Raw genomic sequence first — 23326 nt, 5'->3', positions numbered from 1 at the left:
AAGAGACGTGCAGGACTGGTGGATCTACCGGGGCACGGGTCGGCCCCACTCCGGGATACTCCGGCTCCCGCCTCCCCCGCCCTGGCGGGTGTTCGACGGCACCCCCCTGGTGCCGCCGCCGTCGAGCCTGGACGGTGGCGTCGGGCGACGGCTCGGCGAGCAGCACCGGGCGGTGAGCTACCGGCCCCGCCCGGACGAGCTGGAGCTGATCAACGCCGCGCTCTACCTGCGCCGACCGTTGTTGATCACCGGCAAGCCCGGCGTGGGCAAGTCGACCCTCGCGTACGCGGTGGCGCACGAGCTGGCCCTGGGCCCGGTGCTGCGGTGGCCGGTCACCAGCCGGTCCACCCTGGCCGACGGGCTCTACAGCTACGACGCGATCGGCCGGCTCCAGGAGGCCAGCCTGCACCACCAGCTCGGCACGACGGGCGACCTGCAGATCGGCCGCTACCTGCGGCTGGGGCCGCTGGGCACGGCCCTGCTGCCGTACGAGCACCCGAGGGTGCTGCTGATCGACGAGATCGACAAGAGCGACGTCGACCTGCCGAACGACCTGCTCAACATCTTCGAGGAGGGCGAGTACCCGATCCCGGAGCTGCAACGGATCGCCGCCAGCCAGCCCCGGGTGGAGCTGCCGGTCGAGGGCAGCGACGACCTGGTCGGGGTGCACCGGGGCGTGGTGCGGTGCAACGCGTTCCCGCTGGTGCTGATGACCAGCAACGGTGAGCGGGAGTTCTCCCCCGCGTTCCACCGGCGGTGCCTGCGGCTCGATCTGGGGCAGCCGGACGCCGAACAGCTCGGCGCCATCGTGGCCGCCCACTTCGGCACCGAGCCGACGGCGGACACCGCCGAGCTGGTGGAGCTCTTCCTGGCCCGGCGCGAGCGCGGCACCCTCGCCACGGACCAGCTCCTCAACGCCATCTACCTCACCGTCCAGGCGCCCGACGGCGGGCCGCCCGACCGGGAGCGGCTGGCGGACCTGGTGCTGCGGCAACTCGACGCGGGACCTGATTCCTGATGCGCACGGCCCGACTGGTGGAGGCGCTTCGCGGCGGCGGCCTCGACGCCCTGCCGAGGGAGGTCGCGGAGGCGCTGTGGCTGGCCCGGTTCCTCCCCGGGGACGGCGCGTCGCCGTCGCGGGGGGAACCGTCGGCGCATCCCCCGCCGGGCTCCTCCCCGGGGTCGGCCGCGCCCGGGGAGGCCGACCCGCCGGAGGCGGCCGACCCGACGGCAGGGCCGGGGCCAGGCTCCCGGGTCCACCCGGCCGGGGGCGGGGTCGACCCGCCGCCGGGGCCCGGGGCGGCCGACCCGCGGCGCTGGGTCGAGCTGCACCTGCCGGCCCCGGCGGCCCCCGGCGCGGGCGCAGGCCACGGGGGCGGCGGAGGGCTGCCGGTGCGCGCCCCCGAGCCGCCCGCCCTGGACGCCCGCGCGCTGACCCGCAGCCTGCGGCCGCTGCGGCGGCGGGTGCCGGACCCGCGCGCCGTGGTCGTCGACGAGGAGGCGACCGCGACGAGGATCGTCGAGGAGGGCCTGTGGCTGCCCGTCCTGCGGCAGGTACGCCGACCGTGGTTCGACCTGACCCTGGCCGTGGACGCCGGGGCGTCGATGGCCGTGTGGCACCCGCTGGTCGACGACCTGGCGGCGGTGCTGGCCCGGCTGGGGGCGTTCCGGCGCGTGGAGCGGGTACGGCTGCCGTCCGGGCCGGGGCAGCGGTTCGAGGTGGGGGCGGCCGGCGGCCCGGGCGTTCCCGGGCACTCGATGCGGGAGCTGCTCGACCCGAGGGGACGCCGGCTGATCCTCGTCGTCAGCGACTGCGCCGGGCCGCAGTGGCACGACGGCTCGATGTTCCGCACCCTGCAGGACTGGGCCCGGCGGGAGACGGTGGCCATCCTGCAACCGCTGCCGCAACGGATGTGGCGGCGCAGCGGCCTGGTCCCCGTGCGCGGCCGGCTGACGGCGACGGACGGCGGTGCCGCGAACCGGCAGCTCCGGTTCGCGCCCCGGCAGTGGCGGCCCGGCCGCGACCTGACCGGGATCGTGCCGGTGCCGGTGCTGCAGATCCAGCCGGACTGGCTGGCCGGGTGGGCCCGGCTGACCGGGACGGGAGCGGGTTCGATCGACGCCGTGATCACCCTGCCGCCGCAGCCCGGTCCGCCGGCCGCCGCCGAGCCGCCGGCCGGAGGCGGCCCGGAGGAGGCCACCCATCGGCTGCGCCGGTTCCGGGCCACCGCCAGCCCGGAGGCGCTCCGGCTCGCCACCCAGCTCGCCGAGCTGCCGGTCACCCTGCCGGTCATGCGCCTGGTGCAGCAGGCCTCGGCGACGCCGACCCACCCGGCGCACCTGGCGGAGGTGCTGCTCGGCGGGCTGCTCGTGCGCCAGCCCGGCCCGGCGGGCGACCTGCGGTTCGACTTCCACGCAGGCGTCCGGCCGATGCTTCGGGAGCTGCTGCTGCACACCGACCTGGTGCGGCTGCGGCACGAGATCGCCCGGTTCCTGGCCGGGCAGATGGGCATCAGCATGCGGGAGTTCGCCGCGGCGCTGAGCGGGCCGCCGGGGACGACCGGCCACGCGGCCCTCGGCGCGCCCATCGGCCGCCTCCCGGCCACCGTGCTGACCCGGCTGGGCGGCCGGCACCGGGAGCTGATCGCGTTCGTCGAGGACGGGACCCCGGAGCCGCAGCACAAGGTCAACGGGAAGCCCCCGACCGTCCCGCCCGCGTCCGGCGCGGCCGGGCAGGACCCACCCGTGCAGGAGCGGGACCTCGCCGGCCTGGACGCGGCCATCGGGTCGCTGCGGCGGGCGACGGCCCGGGACCCGGCCCATGCGGACCTGCCGGAGCTGGCCCGCGCGTTACGGGCCCGGTTCCGGCTGACCGGGGCCTCCGCCGACCTGCTGGAGGCGGCGTCCATCCTGGAGCAGGTGGTGCGCGGCGGCCGGGAGGTGGGCGACCCCGAGCTGGTGCTCGACCTCGCCGAGGTCCGGTTGGCACTGTTCGCCGAGCGCGGCACGGCGGGCGACCTGACCTCGGCGGTCGGCCTGTTCCGCGGCGTCGTCGCCGCCGGCGGGCCCGGGTCGGGGGCCTCGCGGGCCGCCGTCGGGTTGGCCCGCGCGCTGGTGGTGCGGGCCGACCGGCTCGGCGCGGCGGCCGACCTCGACGAGGCGGTGCAGCTCTATCTCGCGGCGGCCGGGACGGCCACCGGCGCGGACCGGGACGACCTGCGGCTGCGGGCGGTCGACGCGCTGCTGCGCCGCTTCGTGCTGACCGGCGACCGGGCCGCGCTGCACCGGGCGGACGCGGTGGCCGGTGCCGCCGCGGACACCCCGGCGCGGCTCAGCCGCCAGGTGCGCCTGGCCGAACTGCTGCGCCGGGCCGCCGACGGCGAGCCGGGCGTCCTGCACCGCGCGGCGCAGCTCTACGCGGAGGCCGCCGGCCGCGACGGCGACGCCCGGGTGCTGCGGGGCCTCGCCGAGACGCACAGCGAGCTGTTCGCCGCGACCGGCGACCCGGCCGAGCTGGACGCGGCGCTGGCGGCCGCGCGGTCCGCCGTGGCGGCCAGCGACGGGGACGACCTGGCGTACGCCGAGTGCCTGGCCACCCTCACCCGGGTGCTGCGGCCCCGCGCCGCCCTGGACCACCGCGGCGCCGACCTGGACGAGCTGGTCGACGCCGCCCGCCGGTTGCTCGACGCGGTGCCCGGCTCCCACCCGGACCGGCACCACCACCTCGCCACGCTGGGCGACGCCCTCCGCCTGAGGTACGGCGCGGAAGGCGACGCCGGCGACATCCAGGAGGCGTGCGCCCGGTTCGAGGAGGCGGTGCGGGTCTCGCCGCCGACCGGCCCGGGGCTCGCGGGGCTGCTCACCGACCTGAGTGACGCGCTGCGGGCGCGGGCCGAGCGGTTCGGCTCCCGCGCCGACCTGGACGCCGCGCGTCTTGCCTTGGTTCGCGCGGTCGACGTGACGCCCGCCGCCGACCCCCGCTCGGCCGACCGGGTCCGGCTGCTGGCGGAGGTGCTGGTCGCGCTGCGAGAACGCGCGGCGGCGGTCGCGTGCTACCGGCGCGCGGTCGAGCTGTACGGCCGCCGGCACGGCCCCGACGGCGACCGGACCGTGGAGGTGCGGGCCGCGTTCGGCGGGGCGCTGATCGACGCGGACCGGTTCACCGAGGCGCGGGACGAGCTGCGGGCGGTGGTCGACGTCCTGACCCAGCGGCTCGGGCCGGAGCACCGCCGTACCCTCGCCGCCCGGCACGCGGCGGCGCGGGCGCTGGTCGGGCTCGGTGACCTCGACGGCGCCCGCCGTGAGCTGCGGGAGGTGCTCGCCGGGCAGGCTCGCGGCGGGGGCGAGGACGACCCGGACGCGGTGGCGACCCGGGAGCTGCTGGACCGGCTGGCCGGGGACGACTGACCGCACCGGCCAGGGCGGGCGGGGCCGGGTGCCCGGCCCGCTCGGGCGCTTCGGCGGGCGCACAGGAGATATCCTCGGCTTCTGGCATCGAAGTTCATATCTTGGTCGCCCGTCGGAGCGCGGCCTGCGGCACTTGGCGGAAGGATGGCCGAGCGCATGAGGGAAGCCGAAGTCGGGCCCGCACCGACGATCCTGCCGGACGAACTCCTCGACGAGTTGGAACGCACCGGCCCCGACGTGCTCCGACACGCGATCCGGCGGGTGCGGGCCGAGGCGGTGGCCGGGGCCCTGGTCGTCGCCCGGTTCAACAACCAGAACGGCGGGGTGCCCACGGTTGCGCACACGGCGGGCCGGGGCGACCCGACCGCCGGGCCCGACGAGCACCGGCGGTGAGGGCCGACGGCCCGCAGGACGCGCCGGTGCCGTTCCAGGAGTTCGTGCTGAAGGTGCACAGCCGGTGCAACCTGGCCTGCGACTACTGCTACGTCTACGAGATGGCCGACCAGAGCTGGGCCCGCCGGCCCCGGGTGATGAGCACCGCGGTGGTGCGGCGCACCGGGGAGCGGATCGCCGAGCATCTGCGCGGGCACGGGCTCACCGCGGCCAGCGTGGTGCTGCACGGCGGGGAGCCGCTGCTGGCCGGGGCGCACCGGCTGGAGCAGCTGGTGACGGAGCTACGCCGGCTGGCCGGGCCACGGATCACGCTCTCCTTCGTGGTGCAGACCAACGGCACCCTGCTGGACCGGCGGATGCTGGAGCTGTTCCGGCGGCACGACGTCCGCGTCGGGGTGAGCCTCGACGGCGACCGGGCCGCGACGGACCGGCACCGCCGCCGGCCGGACGGCGGCAGCAGCCACCCGGCGACGGTCCGGGCCCTGGAGCTGCTGACGGGGCCGCGTTACCGGCCGCTCTTCGCCGGTCTGCTGGCCACCGTGGACCTGGCCACCGACCCGGTACGCGCCTACGAGTCGCTGCTGGAGTTCGCCCCGCCGACTGTCGACTTCCTGCTGCCCCACGGCACCTGGTCCACCCCGCCGCCGGGCCGACCCGCCGATCCGGCCCGCACGCCGTACGCCGACTGGCTGATCGCGGTCTTCGAGCGCTGGTATGCCGCGCCGCGCCGGGAGACCGGGGTGCGGATGCTGGAGGAGATCCTGGTGCTGCTGCTGGGCGGAGCGAGCCGGATCGAGTCCGTGGGGCTCTCCCCGGCGGCGTACGTGGTGGTGGAGACCGACGGCGAGATCGAGCTGGTCGACACGCTCAAGGCGGCCTATCCGGGCGCTGCCGCGACCGGGCTGACCGTGCACGCCGACCGGTTCGACGCGGCCCTGGCGCACCCGGCGGTGCGGGCGGGCCAGCGCGGCGCGGCCAGGCTGCCCACGGCGTGCCGGGTCTGCCCCGCGCAGCGGGTCTGCGGCGGCGGCCTGTACCCGCACCGGTTCCGCGCCGGGCGGGGCTTCGACAACCCGTCGGTCTACTGCCCGGACCTCTACCGGCTGATCGACCACCTGGCCCGGCGGGTCGCGGGCGCCGCCGCCCCGGGTGCCACCCGTCGTCCGGCCCGGCCCGGCGGGTCCCGGGCGACGCCCGACCGGCCCGCTGTCGGGTTCCCGATAGGACGGACGGGCGCTGCGGTGGGGACGGCGGAAACTATCCTCGGAGCTCCGGACCGCGCCAACCGGGCCGCGGTGCGCCCGACGGCCGGCACGGGGGAGGCTCGATGACCGCTCAGCGCAGCGCCGCCGAAGGCCGGCGACGGATCGTCGTGGCGCACGTCGGCACGGACCGCCTGTGGGCGGAGTGGCTCGGCGAGCAGCTCGAACGCGGCGGGGCCGACGCCGTCGCGCGGCGGATCGAGCCCCGGGCCACCGACGATCCCGCCGCGCTGCTGCGCGACGCCGCGGGCGACGACGCCGGCCTGCTGCTGGTGCTCAGCGACGCGCTGCTGCGCGGGGGCGCGGGGCCGGCGCCCGGGTGGGCGGAGGCGGTGACCGCGCTGCGGGCGGAACGGGGCGACGCGTTCCGCCCGGTCTCGGTCGGCTCCCGCCGGCCGGCGTTCCTCACCCCGGCGCAGTGCCCGGTGCTCGGCACGATGGACGAGGCCGATGCCCGGGGCGAGGTCCTCGCCCTGTTCGGGCTGGCCGCCCCGGAGCAGCAGCGGCCCTCCGGCACGCCCTGGCCGCCCGACCAGCCCCGGCACTGGAGCCAGCCCTTCCCGTCCCGCAACCCGCACTTCACGGGGCGGGAGGAGCCCCTGACGGAGCTGCGGGACCGGCTCACCGAGGGGGTGACGTCGGTGGTGCCGACCGCCGTGCTGGGCACGGCCGGGGTCGGCAAGACCCAGCTCGTGATCGAGTACGCCTACCGCTTCGCCGCCTGCTACGACCTGATCTGGTACGTGCGCAGCGAGCAGCTCGCCACCGTGCGGGCCGACCTCGCCGGGCTGGCCGCCTCGCTGGGCCTGCGGATCAGCGACGACCTCGGGGTGACCGCCGACACCGTGCTGGACGCGTTGCGCCGCGGCGAGCCGGTACGCGACTGGCTGCTGATCTTCGACAACGCGCCGACCCCGCAGGAGCTGACCCGGCTGCTGCCCACCGGCCGCGCGCCCCGGGGGCGGTGCCACGTGCTGGTGACCTCGCGGGACGAGGGCTGGCGGTCCAGCGCCGACGTGCTGGAGCTGGACGTCTACCGGCGGGCCGAGAGCGTCGAGTTCCTGCGCCGGCGCGCGCCCCGGCTGACCGAGCCGGACGCGGTGGAGCTGGCCGACCGCTTCGGGGACCTGCCGCTCGCCCTGGACGCCACCGCCGGCTACCTGTCGACCTCGCACCTGCCCGTGCGCGACTACCTCGCCGAGAGCGAGCAGCGGATGACGGCGCTGCTGAGCCAGGCCCGGGTCGCGGCGTACGAGCGGCAGGTGGTGATGGCCTGGGTGCTGCCGATGAACCGGCTGCGGGAGCGCCGCCGGTCGGCCGCCCAGCTGCTGCGGCTGTGCGCCTTCCTCGGCCCGGAGCCGGTGCCGCTGACCCTGCTGCTGGGCCCGCCGGGCGGCAGCCGGCCGGCCGTCGAGCTGCCCGCCCCGCTCGACGAGGAGATCGGGGACGTGATGTCCCGGGGCGACATCTTCCGGGAGATCAGCGCCTGCGGGCTGGCCCGCATCGGCGAGCGCGACGGCCGGGAGACGGTGCAGCTGCACCGGGTCTTCCAGCAGTTCCTGCGCGAGCAGCTCACCGAGGCCGAGCGCCGGATGTATGCCCGGGCGGCCCGCCGGCTGCTCGCCGCCGCCGATCCGGGCGAGCCGGACCAGATCGCCCACCGCCCCCGGTACGCCGACCTGCTGGTGCACGCCGAGGCCGCCGACGTGGCCGCCGCCGCGGACGACCCGGCCGTACGCGCCCTGGTGATCAACCTGTGCCGCTACCTCTTCTCCCGGGGCGAGTACACCGCCTGCCAGCGCCTGGGCAGCCGGGCGCGGGTGGCCTGGGTGGAGGTGATCGAGCGCAGCCACCCCGACGTGGTGGCGCTGAGCGTCACGCTGGCCAACGCACTGCGCAGCCGGGGCGAATACCGGGCCGCCCGGGCGCTGGACGAGGCGAACCTGACCCGCGCCCGCGCGGAGCTCGGCGAGGGGCACCCGGAGACGCTCGGCGCGGCGAACGGCCTGGCGGCCAGCCTGCGCCGGCTCGGCGACTGGCGGACCGCGTACGAGCTGGATCGGCAGGCCCACGGGCAGGCGCTGCGCGCGCTCGGCCCGGACCACCCACGGGCGCTGCTCACCGCGCACAACCTCGCGGTGTCGCACCGGATGATGGGCGAGTTCCCCCAGGCGCTGGAGCTGGACCAGGAGGCGCTGCGCCGCTACCGGATCCGGTTCGGCGGCGAGGAGAACCGGTCGACCCTGTTCTCCGCCAACAACGTCGCCCGGGACCTGCGCGAGTGCGGCGAGTACGCGCGGGCGTGGGAGATGCAGGAGGGCGTCTACCAGCGGTACGGCGTGTTCTTCGGCCCCGACCACCCGGACTCGCTGCGGGCGATGAAGAACCTCGCGGTCACCCGACGCAAGGCGGGACAATACCTCGACGCGTACCGGCTGGCCAGCAGCTGCCTGGCGCGGCACCGGCACCGGTTCGGGCCGGACTACGCCGAGACGCTGGCGGCGGCCACGAACCTCGCCAACGACCTGCGCTGCCTGGGCGAGGTGCCGGGGGCGCGGGCCCGCGCCGAGGAGGCCGTGCACCGGCTGCGCGCCACCGCCGGGGACGAGCACCCGTACACCCTGTGCGCGGCGGTGGACCTGGCGATCTGCCTGCGGCTGGCCGGCGAGCCCGAGGAGGCCCGCCGGCTCGACGAGCGCACCCGGGCGGGGCTGGCGGAGGTGCTCGCCCCGGACCACCCGTACACCCTGGCCTGCGCCACCAACCTGGCCAGCGACCTGCGGGCGCTGGGCGAGGTGCGCGCGGCGCGGCGACTCGGCGAGGAGCTGCTGGAGCGCCTACGCCGGGTGCGGGGCGCGACGCACCCGTACACCCTGGCCTGCGCGTCCAACCTGGCCGACGACCGGCGGGCCGACGACGACCACGAGGGGGCCCGCGAGCTGCTGCGGGAGACCATGGCCGGCTACGAGCGGACGCTGGGGGTCGGCCACCCCGAGGCGGAGGCGGCGGCGGCCCGCACGCGGCTGGACTGCGACGTGGAGCCGCCGCCGACCTGAGCCGGGCGCGCCGGTCCGGCCCGGCCGGTCAGCCCTCGCGGCCGGTCAGCTCGCCGGCCCGGTCGGCGGGGTCGGGCGGCGGGTAGCGCCGGGCCGTCCAGCGGCGCGGCACGCGCGCCGTCCCGGCGGGCTGGCGCTCGCGGGGCCGGCCGGCCGCGCGGCGCGGCGGACGTCGCCCGGACGGTGCCGGGGCCCGGCCGGCGGGTGGCCCGGAGGCAGGCGCCCGCGGCCCGACCACGGCGGGTCCGCGCAGCGCGCTGCCGGGGGCGGGCGGGTCCTCCGAGCGGTCCCGCAGCTGGCTGCGGTAGAGGGTCCGGTCGCCGACGACCAGGCAGGCGATGCCGGTGGCCAGCATGGCCGGGAAGAGCAGGCTCAGGTTGCCGGTGGTCTCGGCCGCCATCACGACCAGCGCGAGCGGCGCGTGGGCGATGGAGCCGAGGCACGCCGCCATCCCGATGATCACGTACGGGGCCGGGGAGCCGGGGGCGAGCCCCAGCGGTTCCAGCAGCCGCCACACCGCCGCCCCGGCGGTCGCGCCGATCACCAGCCCCGGGCCGAAGATGCCGCCGGAGCCGCCGGAGCCGACCGACAGCGAGGTGGACACGATCTTGACGAGCGGGATCGCCAGCAGCACCCACACGGAGGTCGACAGCATCGCCTCGGCGTCGAAGGCGCGCTGGGCGGTGCCGTAGCCGGTGCCCAGGACGCCCGGCACGGCCAGCCCGATCGCCCCGACCACCAGCCCCGCGAGGGTGGGCCGCAGCACGCGGGGCAGCCGCCGCATCCGGGCCGAGGAGAAGAAGCCCGCCGTCGCGTAGAACGCCCAGGCGTAGAGCCGGCCGAGCAGGCCGGCGAGCAGGCCCAGCAGCGGGACGACCAGCCACTGGGCCGGATGGTCCCACCCCGTGCCGGCGACCGTGCCGAAGATCGGCTCGAAGCCGTGGAACAGGCCGAACACCAGGAAGGACACCGCCGAGGCGAGCAGCGCCGGCACGACCACGCCGGCCGCGACGTCGGCCCGGTAGAGCAGCTCCGCCCCGAGCAGCGCCCCGCCCAGCGGGGACCGGAAGATGGCGCCCACCCCGGCCGCGAGGCCCATCGCCACCGTGATGCGGGCCTGCTCGTAGGTCAGCCGGGACCGCCGGGCCACGACCGACGCCAGGGCGGCGGTGATCTGCGCGGTGGGCCCCTCGCTGCCGCCCGAGCCGCCGGAGCCGATCAGCACCGCGGAGGCGAGCATCTTGACCGCCGGCACCCGGGCCCGCATGCCCGTCGGGTCGTGGTGGGCGGCGTGGATCGCCGCGTCCGTGCCGTGCCCGCTGGTCTCGGGCGCGACCCAGACGACGAGGGCGGTGGCGACGAACGCGCCGGCGGCGACGAGCAGGGGGATGAGCAGCGGGGTCGGGAAACCGCCCGCCTCGGCCGGGCCGCCCTCGCCGGCCAGGCCCGGCACCTCGTGCCCGCCGATGCCGCGCAGCAGCAGCTCGTTGCCGAGGTGCAGCAGCTCGGCGAACGCGGCGGCGGCCAGGCCGGAGAGCGCGCCGGTGAGCGTGGCCAGGGGAAGCCACCGGCGCAGGGCCCCCGGCCCGCGGCTACCGCTCATCGGCAAAACTCCATCACCAGCGTGCCTCGGAGCACGAGGCGGTGCGTCGCCCGCCTCGTCGAGCAGCTGGCAACCGAACCTGTGCCGGGGTGACCGTCCATCGTCGACCGCCACTCGCGTGCCCGATGATAGCGACCGATCCGTCGCCTCGTGGCCCGCTCGACGAGTCGGCAACCCGACCGGACCAACGCGCGCCCCCGCGCCCGGGTGACGCCGGCCCGGGACGCGCCGAGGGGCGGCCGGCGGGTGCCGGCCGCCCCTCGGCGGAAGCGGTGGGTCAGTAGGCGCGGGCCAGGATCGCGACCAGGTCCGGCTCGTCCTCCGAGTCCGGGACGGACCCGTCGGCGCGCAGCAGGCAGCGCACCGTCACACCCTGGCCGTTCGCCTCGGCCTCGCCGGCCACGCCGACCGCCGACCACGGCACGCGGGCCCAGCCGGTGGCGGCCGCCTCGATCGCCTCGGCGAGCGTGGCCACCTCCACGGTGCGGGACTGGCGGTGGGCCAGGGCCTGGTCGTGCAGGGCGCGCTGGTCGGCCTCCAGGGCGGCCAGCACCGCGCCGACCACGTCGGCGACCGGGGTCGGGGACTTCGAGCCGTCCGTGCGCCGGACCACGACCGCGTTGCCGGCGGCCAGGTCGCGGGGGCCGACCTCGACGCGTACCGGATAGCCGCGCAGCTCGGCGTCGACGGCCCGGCGGCCGAACGCGGTGTCGGTGCGGTCGTCGAGCGCGACCCGGACCCCGGCGTCGCGCAGCGCGTCGCGCAGCTTCGCCGCCGCCTCGCCGACGCCCTCGCCGTCCTTGACGATCATCACGTACGCCTGCACGGGCGCCAGCTTCGGCGGGACCCGCAGGCCGTTGTCGTCGCCGTGGGCCATGATCAGGCCGCCGAGCATCCGGGTGGAGGTGCCCCAGGACGTCGTCCACGCGTGCTCCCGGCCGCCCTCGGCCGAGGAGTAGCTGATGTCGAACGCCTTGGCGAAGTTCTGCCCCAGCTCGTGGCTCGTGCCGAGCTGGAGGGCCTTGCCGTCGCCCATCATGCCCTCGCACGTGTACGTGGCGGTGGCCCCGGCGAAGCGCTCCCGGGCGGTCTTGAGGCCCACCACGACCGGGATGCCGAGCACGTTGACCATCAGGTCCTCGTACGCCTCGTGCAGGATCTTGCGGGCGTACGCGCGGGCGTCTTCCCGGGTGGCGTGGGCGGTGTGCCCCTCCTGCCAGAGGAACTCGCTGGTGCGCAGGAAGATGCGCGGGCGAAGCTCCCAGCGGACCACGTTCGCCCATTGGTTGAGCAGCAGCGGCAGGTCCCGGTAGGAGTCGATCCACTTGGCCATGAACTCGCCGATCACCGTCTCGCTGGTGGGGCGCACCACCACCGGCTCGGCGAGCTGCTTGCCGCCGCCGTGGGTGACCACCGCCAGCTCCGGCGAGAAGCCCTCGACGTGCTCGGCCTCGCGCTTGAGGTAGCTCTCCGGGATGAACAGCGGGAAGTACGCGTTCTCCGCGCCGGCCGCCTTGATCCGGGCGTCCATCTCGGCCTGCATCCGCTCCCAGATGGCGTAGCCGGCCGGTCGGATGACCATGGTCCCCCGGACCGGGCCGTTGTCGGCCAGCTTCGCCTTGGCGATCAGGTCCTGGTACCAGCGGGGAAAGTCCTCCGCACGGGGAGTGAGCACGCGTGCCATGACCGCACATCCTATGCGCCCCGCCCCGCGACGCCGTCATCGGGCGCGCTACCGCCCCGCGCCGTCCCGCTGGGACTGGATCGTCACCCGGCACGACAGGGCTCGTTCGTGGCCCGTGACGCGGCACAGTCCCACCCAGCGGCAGCACCGCCTCGTCGTACGCCCCGGTGTCCACCACCGATCAGTGCACCCTTTGCTCTGCACCCACATACGCAACGGTCTACGCAGCGCAGGACGACCTCGCGCACCTCCCCCGCCGCATTCTGCTTTCAGCCTGTCGGGACAGGGTGTTGCGTCGGTGGGTGCAGAGCAAAGGGCGCAGGACGTCATGTGCGGCCAGGAGAGCGTGACGGACGGTAGGGACGGTCGGCCGCGCGGGCCACGACACCACCAAGCCGGCCGTAGACTTCGACCACCATGGGTGAAGTGAGGGACGCCGCCCGGCAGCGGCTGCGGGACAGCATCGTCGACGCCGCCCGGACGCAGACGATCGCCGGGGGCTGGGACGGCGTGCGGATGGGCGGGGTCGCCGCGGCGGCCGGGGTGAGCCGGCAGACGGTCTACAACGAGTTCGGCACCAAGGCGGGGCTGGCCGAGGCGCTGGCCCGGCGCGAGGTGGACCGGTTCGTCACCGACGTGCGGGCCCGCCTCGACGAGCACGGCGACGACCTGCGGGCGGCGGCGTACGCGGCGATCGCGCACACCCTCGCGGCGGCGGCCGACAACCCGCTGATCAAGGCGATCCTGACCAGCGCCCGGGGCGGGTCGGACGAGCTGCTGCCCTACCTGACGACGCGCGCCGAGCTGGTGCTCACCGAGTCGACCGCCGTGCTGCTGGAGTGGGCCGCCGGCCACCTGCCCGCCGCCGACCCGGCCGCGCTGGCGTTCGCCGCCGACACCGTCGTCCGGCTGGTGGTCAGCCACATCGTGCTGCCCCGCTCCCCCGTCGAGCAGACCGCCGACGCCCTCGCCACGCTGGCCACCCGCCTCTTCGCCCCGCTCCCCTGACCAACGCCGCGCGGCGCGGCGACGGTCAGCGCAGCACCCGGCCGCGCAGGACGATGCGACTCGGGGTGCGCACCACGCTCAGGTCGCGGCGGGGGTCGGTCGGGTAGACCGTGAGGTCGGCGAGGCCGCCCTCGACCAGGCCGGGGAAGCCGAGCCACTCCCGAGCCCGCCAGGAGGCGGCGGCGAGGACGTCCACCGCCGGCATGCCGGCCTGCGAGTGCAGCAGCAGCATCTCCTCGGCGGCCAGCCCGTGGTCGATGCCGCCGCCCGCATCCGTGCCGACGTAGATCGGCACCCCCGCCTCGTACGCCGACCGGACCACCTCGGGGAAGCGGTCGCGCAGGGCGAGCATGTGGTCGGCGTACCCGGGGAACTTCGCGCGGGCCTGCTCGGCGATCCCGCCGAAGGTCCGGATGTTGATCATCGTGGGGACCAGGGCGGTGCCCTGCCGGGCCATCAGGTCGATGAGGTCGAGGCTCAGCCCGGTGCCGTGCTCGACGGAGTCCACCCCGGCCCGCACCATGATCTCGACGCCCGCCTCGGAGAACGTGTGCACCGCCGCCCGGGCCCCGGCGGCGTGCGCGGCGGCGACGGCGGCGGTCATCGTGTCGGCGTCCCAGGCCGGCGCGAGGTCGCCGGTGCCCCGGTCGATCCAGTCGCCGACCAGCTTGACCCAGCCGTTGCCGGCGGCGGCCTGCGCGGCGACGGTGGCGGCCACCTGCGGCGCGTCGACCTCGACCCCGATGTCGCGCAGGTAGCGGCGCGGCGGGGCGACGTGCCGGCCCGCGCGGGCCAGTCGCGGCAGCCCCGGGTCGTCGTCGAGCTCGGGGTACGGGTACGGCGAGCCCGCGTCCCGGATGGCGAGGACCCCGGCGTCGACGTCGACGTGGGCCGCCGCGCGGGCCTGGTCGAGGGAGGTGATCGGGGCGCCGCCCCGGGCGATGCCGAGGTGACAGTGGGCGTCGGTCAGCCCGGGGAGCACGAAACCGCCGTCGACGACCGTCTCCGCGCCGGGCACCGGGTCGAAGGTGACCCGGTCGCCGACCAGCCACAGGTCCCGGACCTCGTCGTCGGGCAGGAGCACACCGCGCACATGCAGAGCCATGCGCACAGTCCTACCGGATCACTCCCCGTCCGTGGCGAGCAGCCCGTCCCGACGGACGGTCAGGGCCGGCAGGTCGACGGAGACCTTCCACGGCAGCTCCGTGACGAAGAGGTCCTCGGTGTGGGTGACCTGCTCGTACTCGCGGCCACCGGCGGCGAGCGTGTACTCGGTCAGCGTGACGCGCTCCTGGAGCGGGTCCACCACCCAGTACGACCGGACCCCGGCGTGCGCGTAGACCTTCGCCTTGTCGTACATGTCGCGGAAGGTGGAGGTCGGCGAGACGACCTCCACGGCGAGCAGCGCGTCCTCGACGGGGACGGGCGAGCGGTCGGCGTGCCGGCGGCGGATGACGACGACGTCGGGGTGCGGCTCGTTGCGGCGGTCGACCCGCATCGACAGGTCGAAGCTCACCAGGTACTCCGGCGGGCAGTTGACTCGAAGCGTGAGCAGCAGCTCCACGCACAGCTCTTGGTGCAGGGCAGTCGGTGACGGCACGATCAACCTTCCGTTGATCAGTTCGTACGGAAGGTCCTTCGGCAGGTCGCCGAGGTCGTCGACCGTCCACTCGTGCCGTTCGGGCAGGATGGGCGCTGCGGTCATGACATCTCCTCCCAGGGGGCGACGACCACCCTAAGCGTCGAAGCCGTCGCCCACCGTCACCGACACGCGTCAGCGGGGCCGGTTGTCGCCCTTGCCGAGCTTGTTGAAGTCGATCTTCGGGAGCTTGAAGCCCGGGGGCAGGCCCTGGCCGCCGGCCAGGTCGCCCGGGTCCAGGCCCGGCGGGAGCTGCGGCATGCCGCCCGGGAACCCGCCCGGCATCCCCGCGCCCGCCCCGGTACGCGGCCGGTTGCCGCCCTTGGTGCCCTTGCGCTTGTTCTTCGGCGACTTGGTCGCCTTGCGCCGGCCGCCGCCGGGCAGGCCCATCATGCCGCCCATCTGCTTCATCATCTTCTGCGCGTCGGCGAAGCGGTTGAGCAGCTGGTTGACGTCCATCACGGTGACGCCGGAGCCGTTGGCGATGCGGGCCCGACGCGAGCCGTTGATGATCTTCGGGTTGGTCCGCTCGGCCGGGGTCATCGACCGGATGATCGCGGTGACCCGGTCGAAGTGCTTGTCGTCCAGCTCGGCGAGCTGGTCCTTCATCTGCCCCATGCCGGGCATCATGGCCAGCACGTTGGCGATCGGGCCCATCCGGCGCACCGCGATGAGCTGGTCGAGGAAGTCCTCCAGGGTGAACTGCTCGCCGCCCATCAGCTTGGCGGTCATCTTCTCCTTCTGATCGGAGTCGAAGGCCGCCTCGGCCTGCTCGATCAGAGTGAGGACGTCGCCCATGCCGAGGATCCGGCTGGCCATCCGGTCGGGGTGGAAGACGTCGAAGTCCTCCAGCTTCTCGCCGGTGGAGGCGAACAGGATCGGCTGCCCGGTCACCTCGCGCACCGACAGCGCGGCGCCGCCCCGGGCGTCGCCGTCGAGCTTCGACAGCACCACGCCGGTGATGCCGACGCCGTCGCGGAACGCCTCGGCGGTGCGGACGGCGTCCTGACCGACCATCGCGTCGATGACGAAGATGACCTCGTCGGGGTCGACCGCGTCGCGGATGTCGGCGGCCTGCCGCATCATCTCGGCGTCGATGCCGAGCCGGCCGGCGGTGTCGACGATGACGATGTCCCGGGCGGCCCGCTTCGCGTGCTCGATCGAGGCGCGGGCCACCTGCACGGGGTCGCCGGTGCCGTTGCCGGGCTCCGGGGCGTACACCTCGACGCCGGCCCGGCCGCCGAGCACCTGGAGCTGCCCGACGGCGTTGGGGCGCTGGAGGTCGGCGGCGACCAGCAGCGGCTGGTGGCCCTGGGCCTTGAGCCAGCGGGCCAGCTTGCCGGCCAGGGTGGTCTTGCCGGAGCCCTGGAGGCCGGCGAGCATGATCACCGTCGGCGGCTGCTTGGCGAACTGGAGCCGCCGCCCCTCGCCGCCGAGGACGTTGATCAGCTCCTCGTTGACGATCTTGACGATCTGCTGGGCCGGGTTGAGCGCCTGGGAGACCTCCGCGCCGCGCGCCCGCTCCTTGACGTTCGCGATGAAGCCCTTGACCACCGGCAGGGCGACGTCGGCCTCCAGCAGCGCCAGGCGGATCTCGCGCGCCGTGGCGTCGATGTCGGCGTCCGTGAGCCGGCCCTTGCCGCGGAGCTTGGTGAAGATCCCGGAGAGGCGGTCACTCAAGGTGTCAAACACGCGAACATCCCGTTTGTCAGTGTTTCGGCGGGCACAACGCGACCGGGCGCAGGTGTCCGGCCATGGCTAGGGTAGCCCGCCGGCCGCACCCGCGCTCCGGCCCGCCCGGCACCCGTGCTCCCGGCGGCGGTGGTCAACAGGGGCCCTTCCAATACCGAAAGCGTCAACAAGGGGCCCCTCCTCACACGGCGGCGAGGACCGCGGCCTCCAGACGGGCCCGCTCGTCGTCCGCCGGCCAGCCGCCCACCAGGTAGAACGCGTCCACCACGTCCCCACCGAGGGTGGAGATCCGGGCCGCGCGCACCTGCGCGCCGGCCTCGTCGAGGGCGCAGGTCACCCGGTAGAGCAGGCCGGCCGCGTCGGCGGCGCGCAGCTCCAGCAGCACCGCGTCGGTGGCCGCGTCCCGGTGCCACACGACCCGGGGGGCCGCGCCGGAGCCGCGCGCGGCGAGCGCCCGGCCGCGCAGCCGCTGGGTGACCGAGACGTCCCCGGCGACCGCCCGGCGCAGGTCGCCGCCGAGGGCGATCGGGTCGGGCGGCAGGCCGTAGCGGGGCTGCACCCGGCACTCCACCAGGGCCCGGCCGTCGACGGTGGAGGCGTCGGCGGAGAGCACCTCCAGCCGGTGCAGGGCCAGGCAGCCGGCCACCGTCGCGAGCAGGCCGCGCCGGTCCGCCGCGGCCACCGCCACCCGGTCCCCCGTCAGGTGTACGACCGGCAGCGGCCCGTCGAGCAGCGCCGGGTCGGGGGCGGGCGGGGCAGGCAGCACGCCGGTGTCCAGCGCGGTGCGGACCCGGGCGACGAGTTCGGCGACGAGGCGGCCCTTCCAGTCCGACCAGGCGGCCGGGCCGGTGGCCGTCGCGTCGGCGCGGACCAGGGCGTGCAGCAGGTCGAGGGTGGTGCCGTCGCCGACGGCCTCGGCGACCCGGGCGATGGTCACCGGGTCGGACAGGTCGCGGCGGGTGGCCACGTCGGGCAGGAGCAGGTGCAGCCGGACCAGCGTGCCGATGAGCGCCACCTCCGGCTCGGGCAGGCCGATCCGGGCCGCCACGGCCTCGGCCAGCGGCGCGCCGGCGGTGCTGTGGTCCCCGGGCAGCCCCTTGCCGATGTCGTGCAGGAACGCGCCGAGCAGCAGCAGGTCCGGCCGGTCCACGTCGCGGGTGTGCCGGCTCGCCTCGTACGCGGTCTGCACCAGGTGCCGGTCGAGGGTGTAGCGGTGCACGGGGTTGTGCTGGGGCAGGCTGCGCAGCCGGGTCCACTCGGGCAGCCAGCCGTCGATCAGCCCGTACCGGTCGCAGGTCTCCCAGGCGGGGACGAGGCCGGGCCCCGCGCCGAGCAGGGTGATGAGGGCGGCGCGGGCGTCCGGCGGCCAGGGCGACGGCAGCGGCGGGCAGTAGGCGGCCAGCCACTCGCAGGTGGCGCGGGCGATGGGCAGCCGCGTGGTGGCCGCGGCGGCGGCCATCCGCAGGGACAGGCTCGGGTCGGGGCGCGCGCCGATGGCGGTGCGGGCCAGCACCAGTTCGCCGTCGTGCTCGACGACGTCCCGGGCGACCGGGCGGCGCACCGGGCGGGGGTCGGACCCCCGGCGGCGGGAACGCAGCCGGTCGGCGGCCCGCCAGGCGTCGTCGAGGGCGTGGCTGACGGTGCGGGCGTCCCCGGCGACGCGGCGCAGCAGCACGTCGCCGTCGTGCGGGGCCACGGCCCCGGAGGCGGCGTCGCCCGCCGGCTGGCGCAGGCCCAGCCGGGCGGCGACGCCGTCGCGTTCCTGGGCGACCAGCCGGTCGACGCGGCGGCCGGCCTGCTCGTGCAGGGCGTCGCGGGTGTCGAGCAGGCGCAGGTGGGCGGCCCGGACGGCGGGGCGCAGCGCATCGGTGATGCCGGCGGTGGCGATGGCGCGCAGGATGCCCACGTCGCGCAGCCCGCCGGCCGCCTCCTTGAGGTCGCCTTCGAGCAGGAAGGCCAGCTCGCCGTGGGCCTGCCAGCGGGCCTCGGTGATCTCCCGCAGGGCGGGGAGCTGCCGGACGGCGGTGCGCCGCCAGTGGTCGGCGGCGGTGCGGGCCAGGGTGTCGGCGAGTTCCCGGTCGCCGGCGACGTACCGGGCGTCGAGCAGGCCGAGGGCGACCTTCACGTCGTCCTGGGCCACGGACAGGGCCTCGGCCAGGGTCCGCACCGAGTGGTCGAGCCGCAGGCCGGCGTCCCAGATCGGATACCACAGCTGGGGGGCCAGCTCGTCCATGCCGGGCACCCCGGCGTGCACGAGCACCAGGTCGAGGTCGCCGTACGGGGCGCACTGCCGCCGCCCGAGCCCGCCCACGGCGACCAGCGCGACGCCGGGCCGGTCCGGCAGCAGCGGCACCAGCCACCGCTCGAACGCGGCGGCCCGCGCCCTGCGCGCCGCCTCCCCGATCCCCCCGGGTACGCCGACGACCTCGTTGATCAAGAGGTTCGCGTCGCCGTCGCCGTCGCCGGCGTTGCCCGACGCGTTCCCCTTGATCAACGAGGTCATCTGGTCGTGCCGGCCTAGAGGGCGTCCAGGCCGCGTTCGCCGGTGCGGACCCGCACGACGTCCTCGACGCCGGTCACCCACACCTTGCCGTCGCCGATCTTGCCGGTCCGGGCGGCGCCCACGATCGCGTCGACGATCTTCTCGACGTCGATCTCGTCGGTGAGCACCTCGACCCGGATCTTCGGCAGGAACTCGACCGTGTACTCGGCACCCCGGTAGACCTCGGTGTGCCCCTTCTGCCGGCCGTAGCCCTGGACCTCGCTGACGGTCAGCCCGGCCACGCCGAGGGCGTGCAGGGCCTCCTTCACCGCGTCCAGCTGGTACGGCTTGATGACCGCGGTCACCAGCTTCATGTCCAACCCCTCCATCCCAGGAACGTTAACCGGCGACCTTCTCGCTGACCGGCTCGGACTCGTCCGAGGCCGGCTTGGTGCCGGCGGCGCCCGCCGGCGTCCCGATCCCGGCGAGCGCGAACGCGCTGCCGCCGCCGCTGCCACCGGCCACGGAGAGGTCGTAACCGCTCTCGGCGTGCTCGGCGAGGTCGATGCCCTCGACCTCGGCCTCGGGCTTGAGGCGGAAGCCGATCGTCTTCTCGATCGCGAAGGCGAGCAGCCAGGCGATCCCGAAGGACCAGACCGTCACGATCAGGCCGGCGATGGCCTGGCGGCCGAGCTGGGTGACCCCGCCGCCGTAGAACAGGCCGTCGGAGGCGCCGACCACGTCGGTGATCGCGGAGTTGACCGAGTTGGTGGCGAACAGGCCGAGCCAGAGCGAGCCGATCCAGCCACCGACGAAGTGCACGCCGACCACGTCGAGGGAGTCGTCGTAGCCGAGCTTGTACTTCAGGGCGATGGCGAGCGCGCAGACCGCACCGGCGACGATGCCGAGCAGGACCGCGGCCCACGGGGCGATGAAGCCACAGGCCGGGGTGATGGCGACCAGACCGGCGACCGCGCCGGAGGACGCACCGACCATGGTCGGCTTCTTGTCCTTGATCCACTCCACCGCGAGCCAGCCGAGCACCGCCGCGGCGGTGGCGAGCTGGGTGTTGATGAAGGCGAGGCCGGCGACCGAGTCGACGGTCAGCTCCGAGCCGGCGTTGAACCCGAACCAGCCGAACCAGAGCAGGCCCGCGCCGAGCGCGACCAGCGGGATGTTGTGCGGCTTCATGCCCTCGCGGGGCCAGCCGAGCCGCTTGCCGAGCACCAGCGCCACGGCCAGGGCCGCCGCACCGGCGTTGATGTGCACGGCGGTGCCACCGGCGAAGTCCAGCGCGTGGATGTCACCGCCGATGATGCCGCCGCCCCACACCCAGTGGGCGACCGGGAAGTAGACCAGCGTGGCCCACCCGAAGGCGAACAGCAGCCAGCCGCCGAACTTGGCCCGGTCGGAGATCGCGCCGCTGATCAGCGCGACGGTGATCACCGCGAAGACCATCTGGAACGCCATGAACACGTAGAGCGGGACCCCGATGCCGCTGGGGTTCTCCGCCGTGGCGCCCCACAGGTCGGTCTCGGCCAGGAAGGTCTTGGTGCCGAGGTACGCCCCCGGGTCGCCCCAGAAGCCGTTCACGTCGGTCCCGAAGGCGACGCTGAAACCGTAGAACCACCACAGAACAGAGATGAGCCCAATGGCGGAGAAGCTCATCATCATCATGTTGAGCACGCCCTTGGCCCGGTTGAGCCCGCCGTAGAACAGCGCCAGTCCGGGCGTCATGAGCAGCACGAGCGCGGTCGAAACCAGCAGCCAAACGGTGTTGCCGCCGTCGATCGTCGGTGCTTCAGGCACGCTGGCCTCCTAAAGGTGAAGTTCCCTCCTTCGCGGCTTCCGGGGCAGCGTCGCCCGTACGCCGGTTGCGCGGAAGCTTGGTCGCCTCCTGTTTCCTTCAGCGTCACCACGCGATTTCCAGCCCGTGACGCTGTGTTTCGGACGTGTGAAGAAAACCTCACCACCGCCGGACGGGGCGGGGCTCACCGCAGCGCGTACTCCAACGCGTGCCGTTCGTAGTCCAACAGGCGCAGGTCGCGCATCGGGCGACGGAGGTGACCCTTGTGCACGATCCGGACGAACGCCGGCTCACCCGCGGCGGCCATCCGGCGGATCCCCTCCACGTGGTCCACGACGCGCTTGCGGATCGTGCGCACCAGCCGGTGCCGGTCGCGCGGGATCAGCCCGTACGCGTCGGCGAACAGCCGCAGCCGGCGCGGCCGGTCCGGGTGCCGCCAGCCGAGGGTGATCGAGTCCCGGTCGGAGAAGATCGGCACCCAGGTCCACGCCGCGTACGCCACGTCGTAGATCCGCGCGCCCGGCGAGGCGAGGTCGAAGTCGATCAGCCCGAGGGTGCCGTCCGGCCGCCAGATCACGTTGTGCGGGGCGGCGTCGTGGTGGCAGATCACCTCGGTGTCCGGCGGCGGCGGGCCGAACGAGCGCCACACCGCCCCGGGCGGCGGGGCGAAACCGTACTGGGCGTCGTGGAACATCCGCAGCATGGTGGCGACCGTCACCAGCGCCTCGTCGGTGACCCAGTGCGGGGCCAGCGGGTATTCCCCGCACTCCCCCTCCAGGTACGACAGGACCTCCCGGTTGCGCTCGTCCATGCCGAGCGCCCGGGGCGCGCCGGTGAACCCGACGTACTCCAGGTGGCGCAGCAGGGCGTGCACGGACGGCGTCCACGGGCCGGCGTTGCGCCGGACGGTGTCGCCGACCCGGACGACGGTGCTGACGTTCCCGCCGTGCAGCGGGATCTCCTGCGAAGTCACGTACGGTCTCCCGAGGCCCGGCGCGGGGTGGCGGTCCTCGCGCCACCCGACGTAGGCGCGATCGTCACTGGTCACTGCGAGGTTACGCGTCGCGGGCGAGCGGCTCGGTGCCGAGCAGCGCGTCGACGAACTGCGCCGGGTCGAACGGGGCGAGGTCGTCCTTGCCCTCGCCGAGCCCGACCAGCTTGACGGGGATGCCGAGCTTGCGCTGCACGGCGATCACGATGCCGCCCTTGGCGGTGCCGTCGAGCTTGGTCAGCACCACACCGGTCACGTTGACCACCTCGGTGAAGACCCGGGCCTGCTCCAGGCCGTTCTGGCCGGTGGTGGCGTCGAGCACCAGCAGGGTCTCGTCGATCGGCCCGTGCTTCTCCACGACCCGCTTGACCTTGCCCAACTCGTCCATGAGGCCGACCTTGTTCTGCAACCGGCCGGCGGTGTCGATCAGCACCGTGTCGACGCCGGTGTCGATGCCGCGCTTCACCGCGTCGAACGCCACGCTGGCCGGGTCGGCGGCCTCCGGGCCGCGGACGGTCTCCGCGCCGACCCGGCCGCCCCACGTCTCCAGCTGGTCGGCGGCGGCGGCGCGGAACGTGTCGGCCGCGCCGAGCAGCACGCTGCGGCCGTCGGCGACCAGCACCCGGGCGATCTTGCCGCAGGTGGTGGTCTTGCCGGCCCCGTTGACGCCGACCACCAGCACCACCGCCGGCACCCCGTCGGACGGCGCGGTGCGCAGCGACCGGTCCAGGGCCGGGTCGAGGGCGTTGACCAGCTCGGCGGCGAGCAGGGCGCGCAGCTCGTCGACGGTGCGGGTGCCCAGCACCCGGGTCCGCTCCCGCAGCCGGTCGACGATCTCCCGGGTCGAGTCGATGCCGACGTCGGCGGTGATCAGGCTGTCCTCGATCTCCTCCCAGGTGTCCTCGTCGAGCCGGTCCCGGCTGAGCAGGCCGAGCAGGCCCTTGCCGAAGGCGTTCTGCGAGCGGGACAGCCGGGACCGCAGCCGGACCAGCCGGCCGGCGGTCGGCTCGGGCACCTCGACGGCGGGCGGCGCCTCCACCACGGGCGGGGGCTCGACCAGGATCCCCGTGGCGAGGTCCGCCTCCGGCGCCTCGACGGGCGGCCCGGCGAGGTCCTGCCCGGCCCGGGTGTCCACCTCCGTCTCCGGCAGCGGCGGTTGCGGGCGCCGGCGCAGCCGCGGCACCACCAGCCCGAGGCCGCCGAGGATCAGCACGCCGAGCAGGGCGAGCGCGATGAGGAGGTATTCCGTCATGCCGAAATCCTGTCAGATGCCGGCGACGACGTCCCAGCCACCGCTACCGA

General features: G+C 75.4%; 16 protein-coding genes. 6 read left to right on the top strand and 10 right to left on the bottom strand.

The window, feature by feature from the left end:
- The first annotated feature begins 7 nt into the window (after positions 1-7).
- The 5 genes from TK50_RS09100 to fxsT all read left to right on the top strand — a co-directional run bounded on the left by TK50_RS09100 (position 8) and on the right by fxsT (position 9118).
- Positions 8-1018: an AAA family ATPase gene (locus TK50_RS09100; RefSeq protein WP_043962337.1), complete on the top strand. Its 1011-nt coding sequence runs from the start codon at positions 8-10 to the stop codon at positions 1016-1018.
- Positions 1018-4407, top strand: coding sequence for a tetratricopeptide repeat protein (locus TK50_RS09095; protein ID WP_043962336.1), 3390 nt, complete (start codon positions 1018-1020; stop codon positions 4405-4407). The genes TK50_RS09100 and TK50_RS09095 overlap by 1 nt, the downstream gene beginning before the upstream one ends.
- A 156-nt stretch (positions 4408-4563) precedes the next feature.
- Positions 4564-4800 (top strand): hypothetical protein, encoded by a 237-nt coding sequence (locus TK50_RS09090; protein ID WP_043962335.1) that lies wholly within the window; start codon positions 4564-4566, stop codon positions 4798-4800.
- Positions 4797-6131 carry an FxsB family cyclophane-forming radical SAM/SPASM peptide maturase gene (locus TK50_RS09085; protein WP_063838558.1) on the top strand — a complete coding sequence of 445 codons (1335 nt, stop codon included), beginning with the start codon at positions 4797-4799 and terminating at the stop codon, positions 6129-6131. The genes TK50_RS09090 and TK50_RS09085 overlap by 4 nt, the downstream gene beginning before the upstream one ends.
- A complete protein-coding gene (gene fxsT, locus TK50_RS09080; protein ID WP_043962334.1) occupies positions 6128-9118 on the top strand; it encodes an FxSxx-COOH system tetratricopeptide repeat protein in 2991 nt (996 codons plus the stop codon). Before TK50_RS09085 ends, fxsT begins: the two co-directional genes overlap by 4 nt.
- 28 nt (positions 9119-9146) lie before the next feature.
- On the opposite strand, the gene TK50_RS09075 is transcribed toward fxsT, so the two are convergent.
- The gene (locus TK50_RS09075) at positions 9147-10721 is read right to left on the bottom strand and encodes a chloride channel protein (protein ID WP_052503670.1); all 1575 of its coding nucleotides are present in this window, start codon (positions 10719-10721) and stop codon (positions 9147-9149) included.
- 277 nt (positions 10722-10998) lie between these two features.
- Positions 10999-12405: a proline--tRNA ligase gene (gene proS, locus TK50_RS09070; protein WP_043962333.1), complete on the bottom strand. Its 1407-nt coding sequence runs from the start codon at positions 12403-12405 to the stop codon at positions 10999-11001.
- Positions 12406-12822: 417 nt separating this feature from the next.
- Here proS and TK50_RS09065 point away from each other — a divergent pair, with 417 nt between their 5' ends.
- Positions 12823-13413, top strand: a complete 591-nt coding sequence (locus TK50_RS09065) for a TetR/AcrR family transcriptional regulator (protein WP_043962331.1) — start codon at positions 12823-12825, stop codon at positions 13411-13413.
- A 25-nt stretch (positions 13414-13438) separates the two neighbouring features.
- Here the strand turns inward: TK50_RS09065 and TK50_RS09060 are convergent, their stop codons facing one another.
- The 8 genes from TK50_RS09060 to ftsY all read right to left on the bottom strand — a co-directional run bounded on the left by TK50_RS09060 (position 13439) and on the right by ftsY (position 23276).
- Positions 13439-14518, bottom strand: coding sequence for an amidohydrolase family protein (locus TK50_RS09060; protein ID WP_043962330.1), 1080 nt, complete (start codon positions 14516-14518; stop codon positions 13439-13441).
- A gap of 18 nt (positions 14519-14536) precedes the next feature.
- Positions 14537-15118: a Uma2 family endonuclease gene (locus TK50_RS09055; RefSeq protein ID WP_043962329.1), complete on the bottom strand. Its 582-nt coding sequence runs from the start codon at positions 15116-15118 to the stop codon at positions 14537-14539.
- A 69-nt stretch (positions 15119-15187) separates the two neighbouring features.
- On the bottom strand, positions 15188-16744 hold the full coding sequence (gene ffh / locus TK50_RS09050) for a signal recognition particle protein (RefSeq protein WP_043962327.1): 1557 nt from the start codon (positions 16742-16744) through the stop codon (positions 15188-15190).
- A gap of 181 nt (positions 16745-16925) precedes the next feature.
- The gene (locus TK50_RS09045; RefSeq protein WP_043962326.1) at positions 16926-19247 is read right to left on the bottom strand and encodes a [protein-PII] uridylyltransferase; all 2322 of its coding nucleotides are present in this window, start codon (positions 19245-19247) and stop codon (positions 16926-16928) included.
- Positions 19248-19261: 14 nt separating this feature from the next.
- Positions 19262-19600, bottom strand: coding sequence for a P-II family nitrogen regulator (locus tag TK50_RS09040; RefSeq protein ID WP_176734061.1), 339 nt, complete (start codon positions 19598-19600; stop codon positions 19262-19264).
- Positions 19601-19625: 25 nt separating this feature from the next.
- Positions 19626-21035 (bottom strand): ammonium transporter, encoded by a 1410-nt coding sequence (locus tag TK50_RS09035; protein WP_043962325.1) that lies wholly within the window; start codon positions 21033-21035, stop codon positions 19626-19628.
- Between the two features lie 182 nt (positions 21036-21217).
- The gene (locus TK50_RS09030) at positions 21218-22081 is read right to left on the bottom strand and encodes a phosphotransferase (protein ID WP_178063784.1); all 864 of its coding nucleotides are present in this window, start codon (positions 22079-22081) and stop codon (positions 21218-21220) included.
- A gap of 7 nt (positions 22082-22088) precedes the next feature.
- On the bottom strand, positions 22089-23276 hold the full coding sequence (gene ftsY / locus TK50_RS09025) for a signal recognition particle-docking protein FtsY (protein ID WP_043962323.1): 1188 nt from the start codon (positions 23274-23276) through the stop codon (positions 22089-22091).
- Positions 23277-23326 lie beyond the last annotated feature (50 nt).

This window comes from Micromonospora haikouensis (assembly GCF_000876225.1).
Taxonomy (GTDB): domain Bacteria; phylum Actinomycetota; class Actinomycetes; order Mycobacteriales; family Micromonosporaceae; genus Micromonospora; species Micromonospora haikouensis.
Note: the sequence above shows the minus strand (reverse complement) of the source record. Positions and strands in the feature narration are given on the sequence as shown.

Bases quoted from the DNA above. Each gene is read 5' to 3' on its own strand.
- TK50_RS09075 (WP_052503670.1), bottom strand. From the start codon at position 10,721: ATGAGCGGTAGCCGCGGGCCGGGGGCCCTGCGCCGGTGGCTTCCCCTG.
- TK50_RS09040 (WP_176734061.1), bottom strand. From the start codon at position 19,600: ATGAAGCTGGTGACCGCGGTCATCAAGCCGTACCAGCTGGACGCGGTG.
- ftsY (WP_043962323.1), bottom strand. From the start codon at position 23,276: ATGACGGAATACCTCCTCATCGCGCTCGCCCTGCTCGGCGTGCTGATC.
- TK50_RS09060 (WP_043962330.1), bottom strand. From the start codon at position 14,518: ATGGCTCTGCATGTGCGCGGTGTGCTCCTGCCCGACGACGAGGTCCGG.
- proS (WP_043962333.1), bottom strand. From the start codon at position 12,405: ATGGCACGCGTGCTCACTCCCCGTGCGGAGGACTTTCCCCGCTGGTAC.
- TK50_RS09095 (WP_043962336.1), top strand. From the start codon at position 1,018: ATGCGCACGGCCCGACTGGTGGAGGCGCTTCGCGGCGGCGGCCTCGAC.
- TK50_RS09065 (WP_043962331.1), top strand. From the start codon at position 12,823: ATGGGTGAAGTGAGGGACGCCGCCCGGCAGCGGCTGCGGGACAGCATC.
- TK50_RS09090 (WP_043962335.1), top strand. From the start codon at position 4,564: ATGAGGGAAGCCGAAGTCGGGCCCGCACCGACGATCCTGCCGGACGAA.
- fxsT (WP_043962334.1), top strand. From the start codon at position 6,128: ATGACCGCTCAGCGCAGCGCCGCCGAAGGCCGGCGACGGATCGTCGTG.
- TK50_RS09055 (WP_043962329.1), bottom strand. From the start codon at position 15,118: ATGACCGCAGCGCCCATCCTGCCCGAACGGCACGAGTGGACGGTCGAC.
- TK50_RS09045 (WP_043962326.1), bottom strand. From the start codon at position 19,247: ATGACCTCGTTGATCAAGGGGAACGCGTCGGGCAACGCCGGCGACGGC.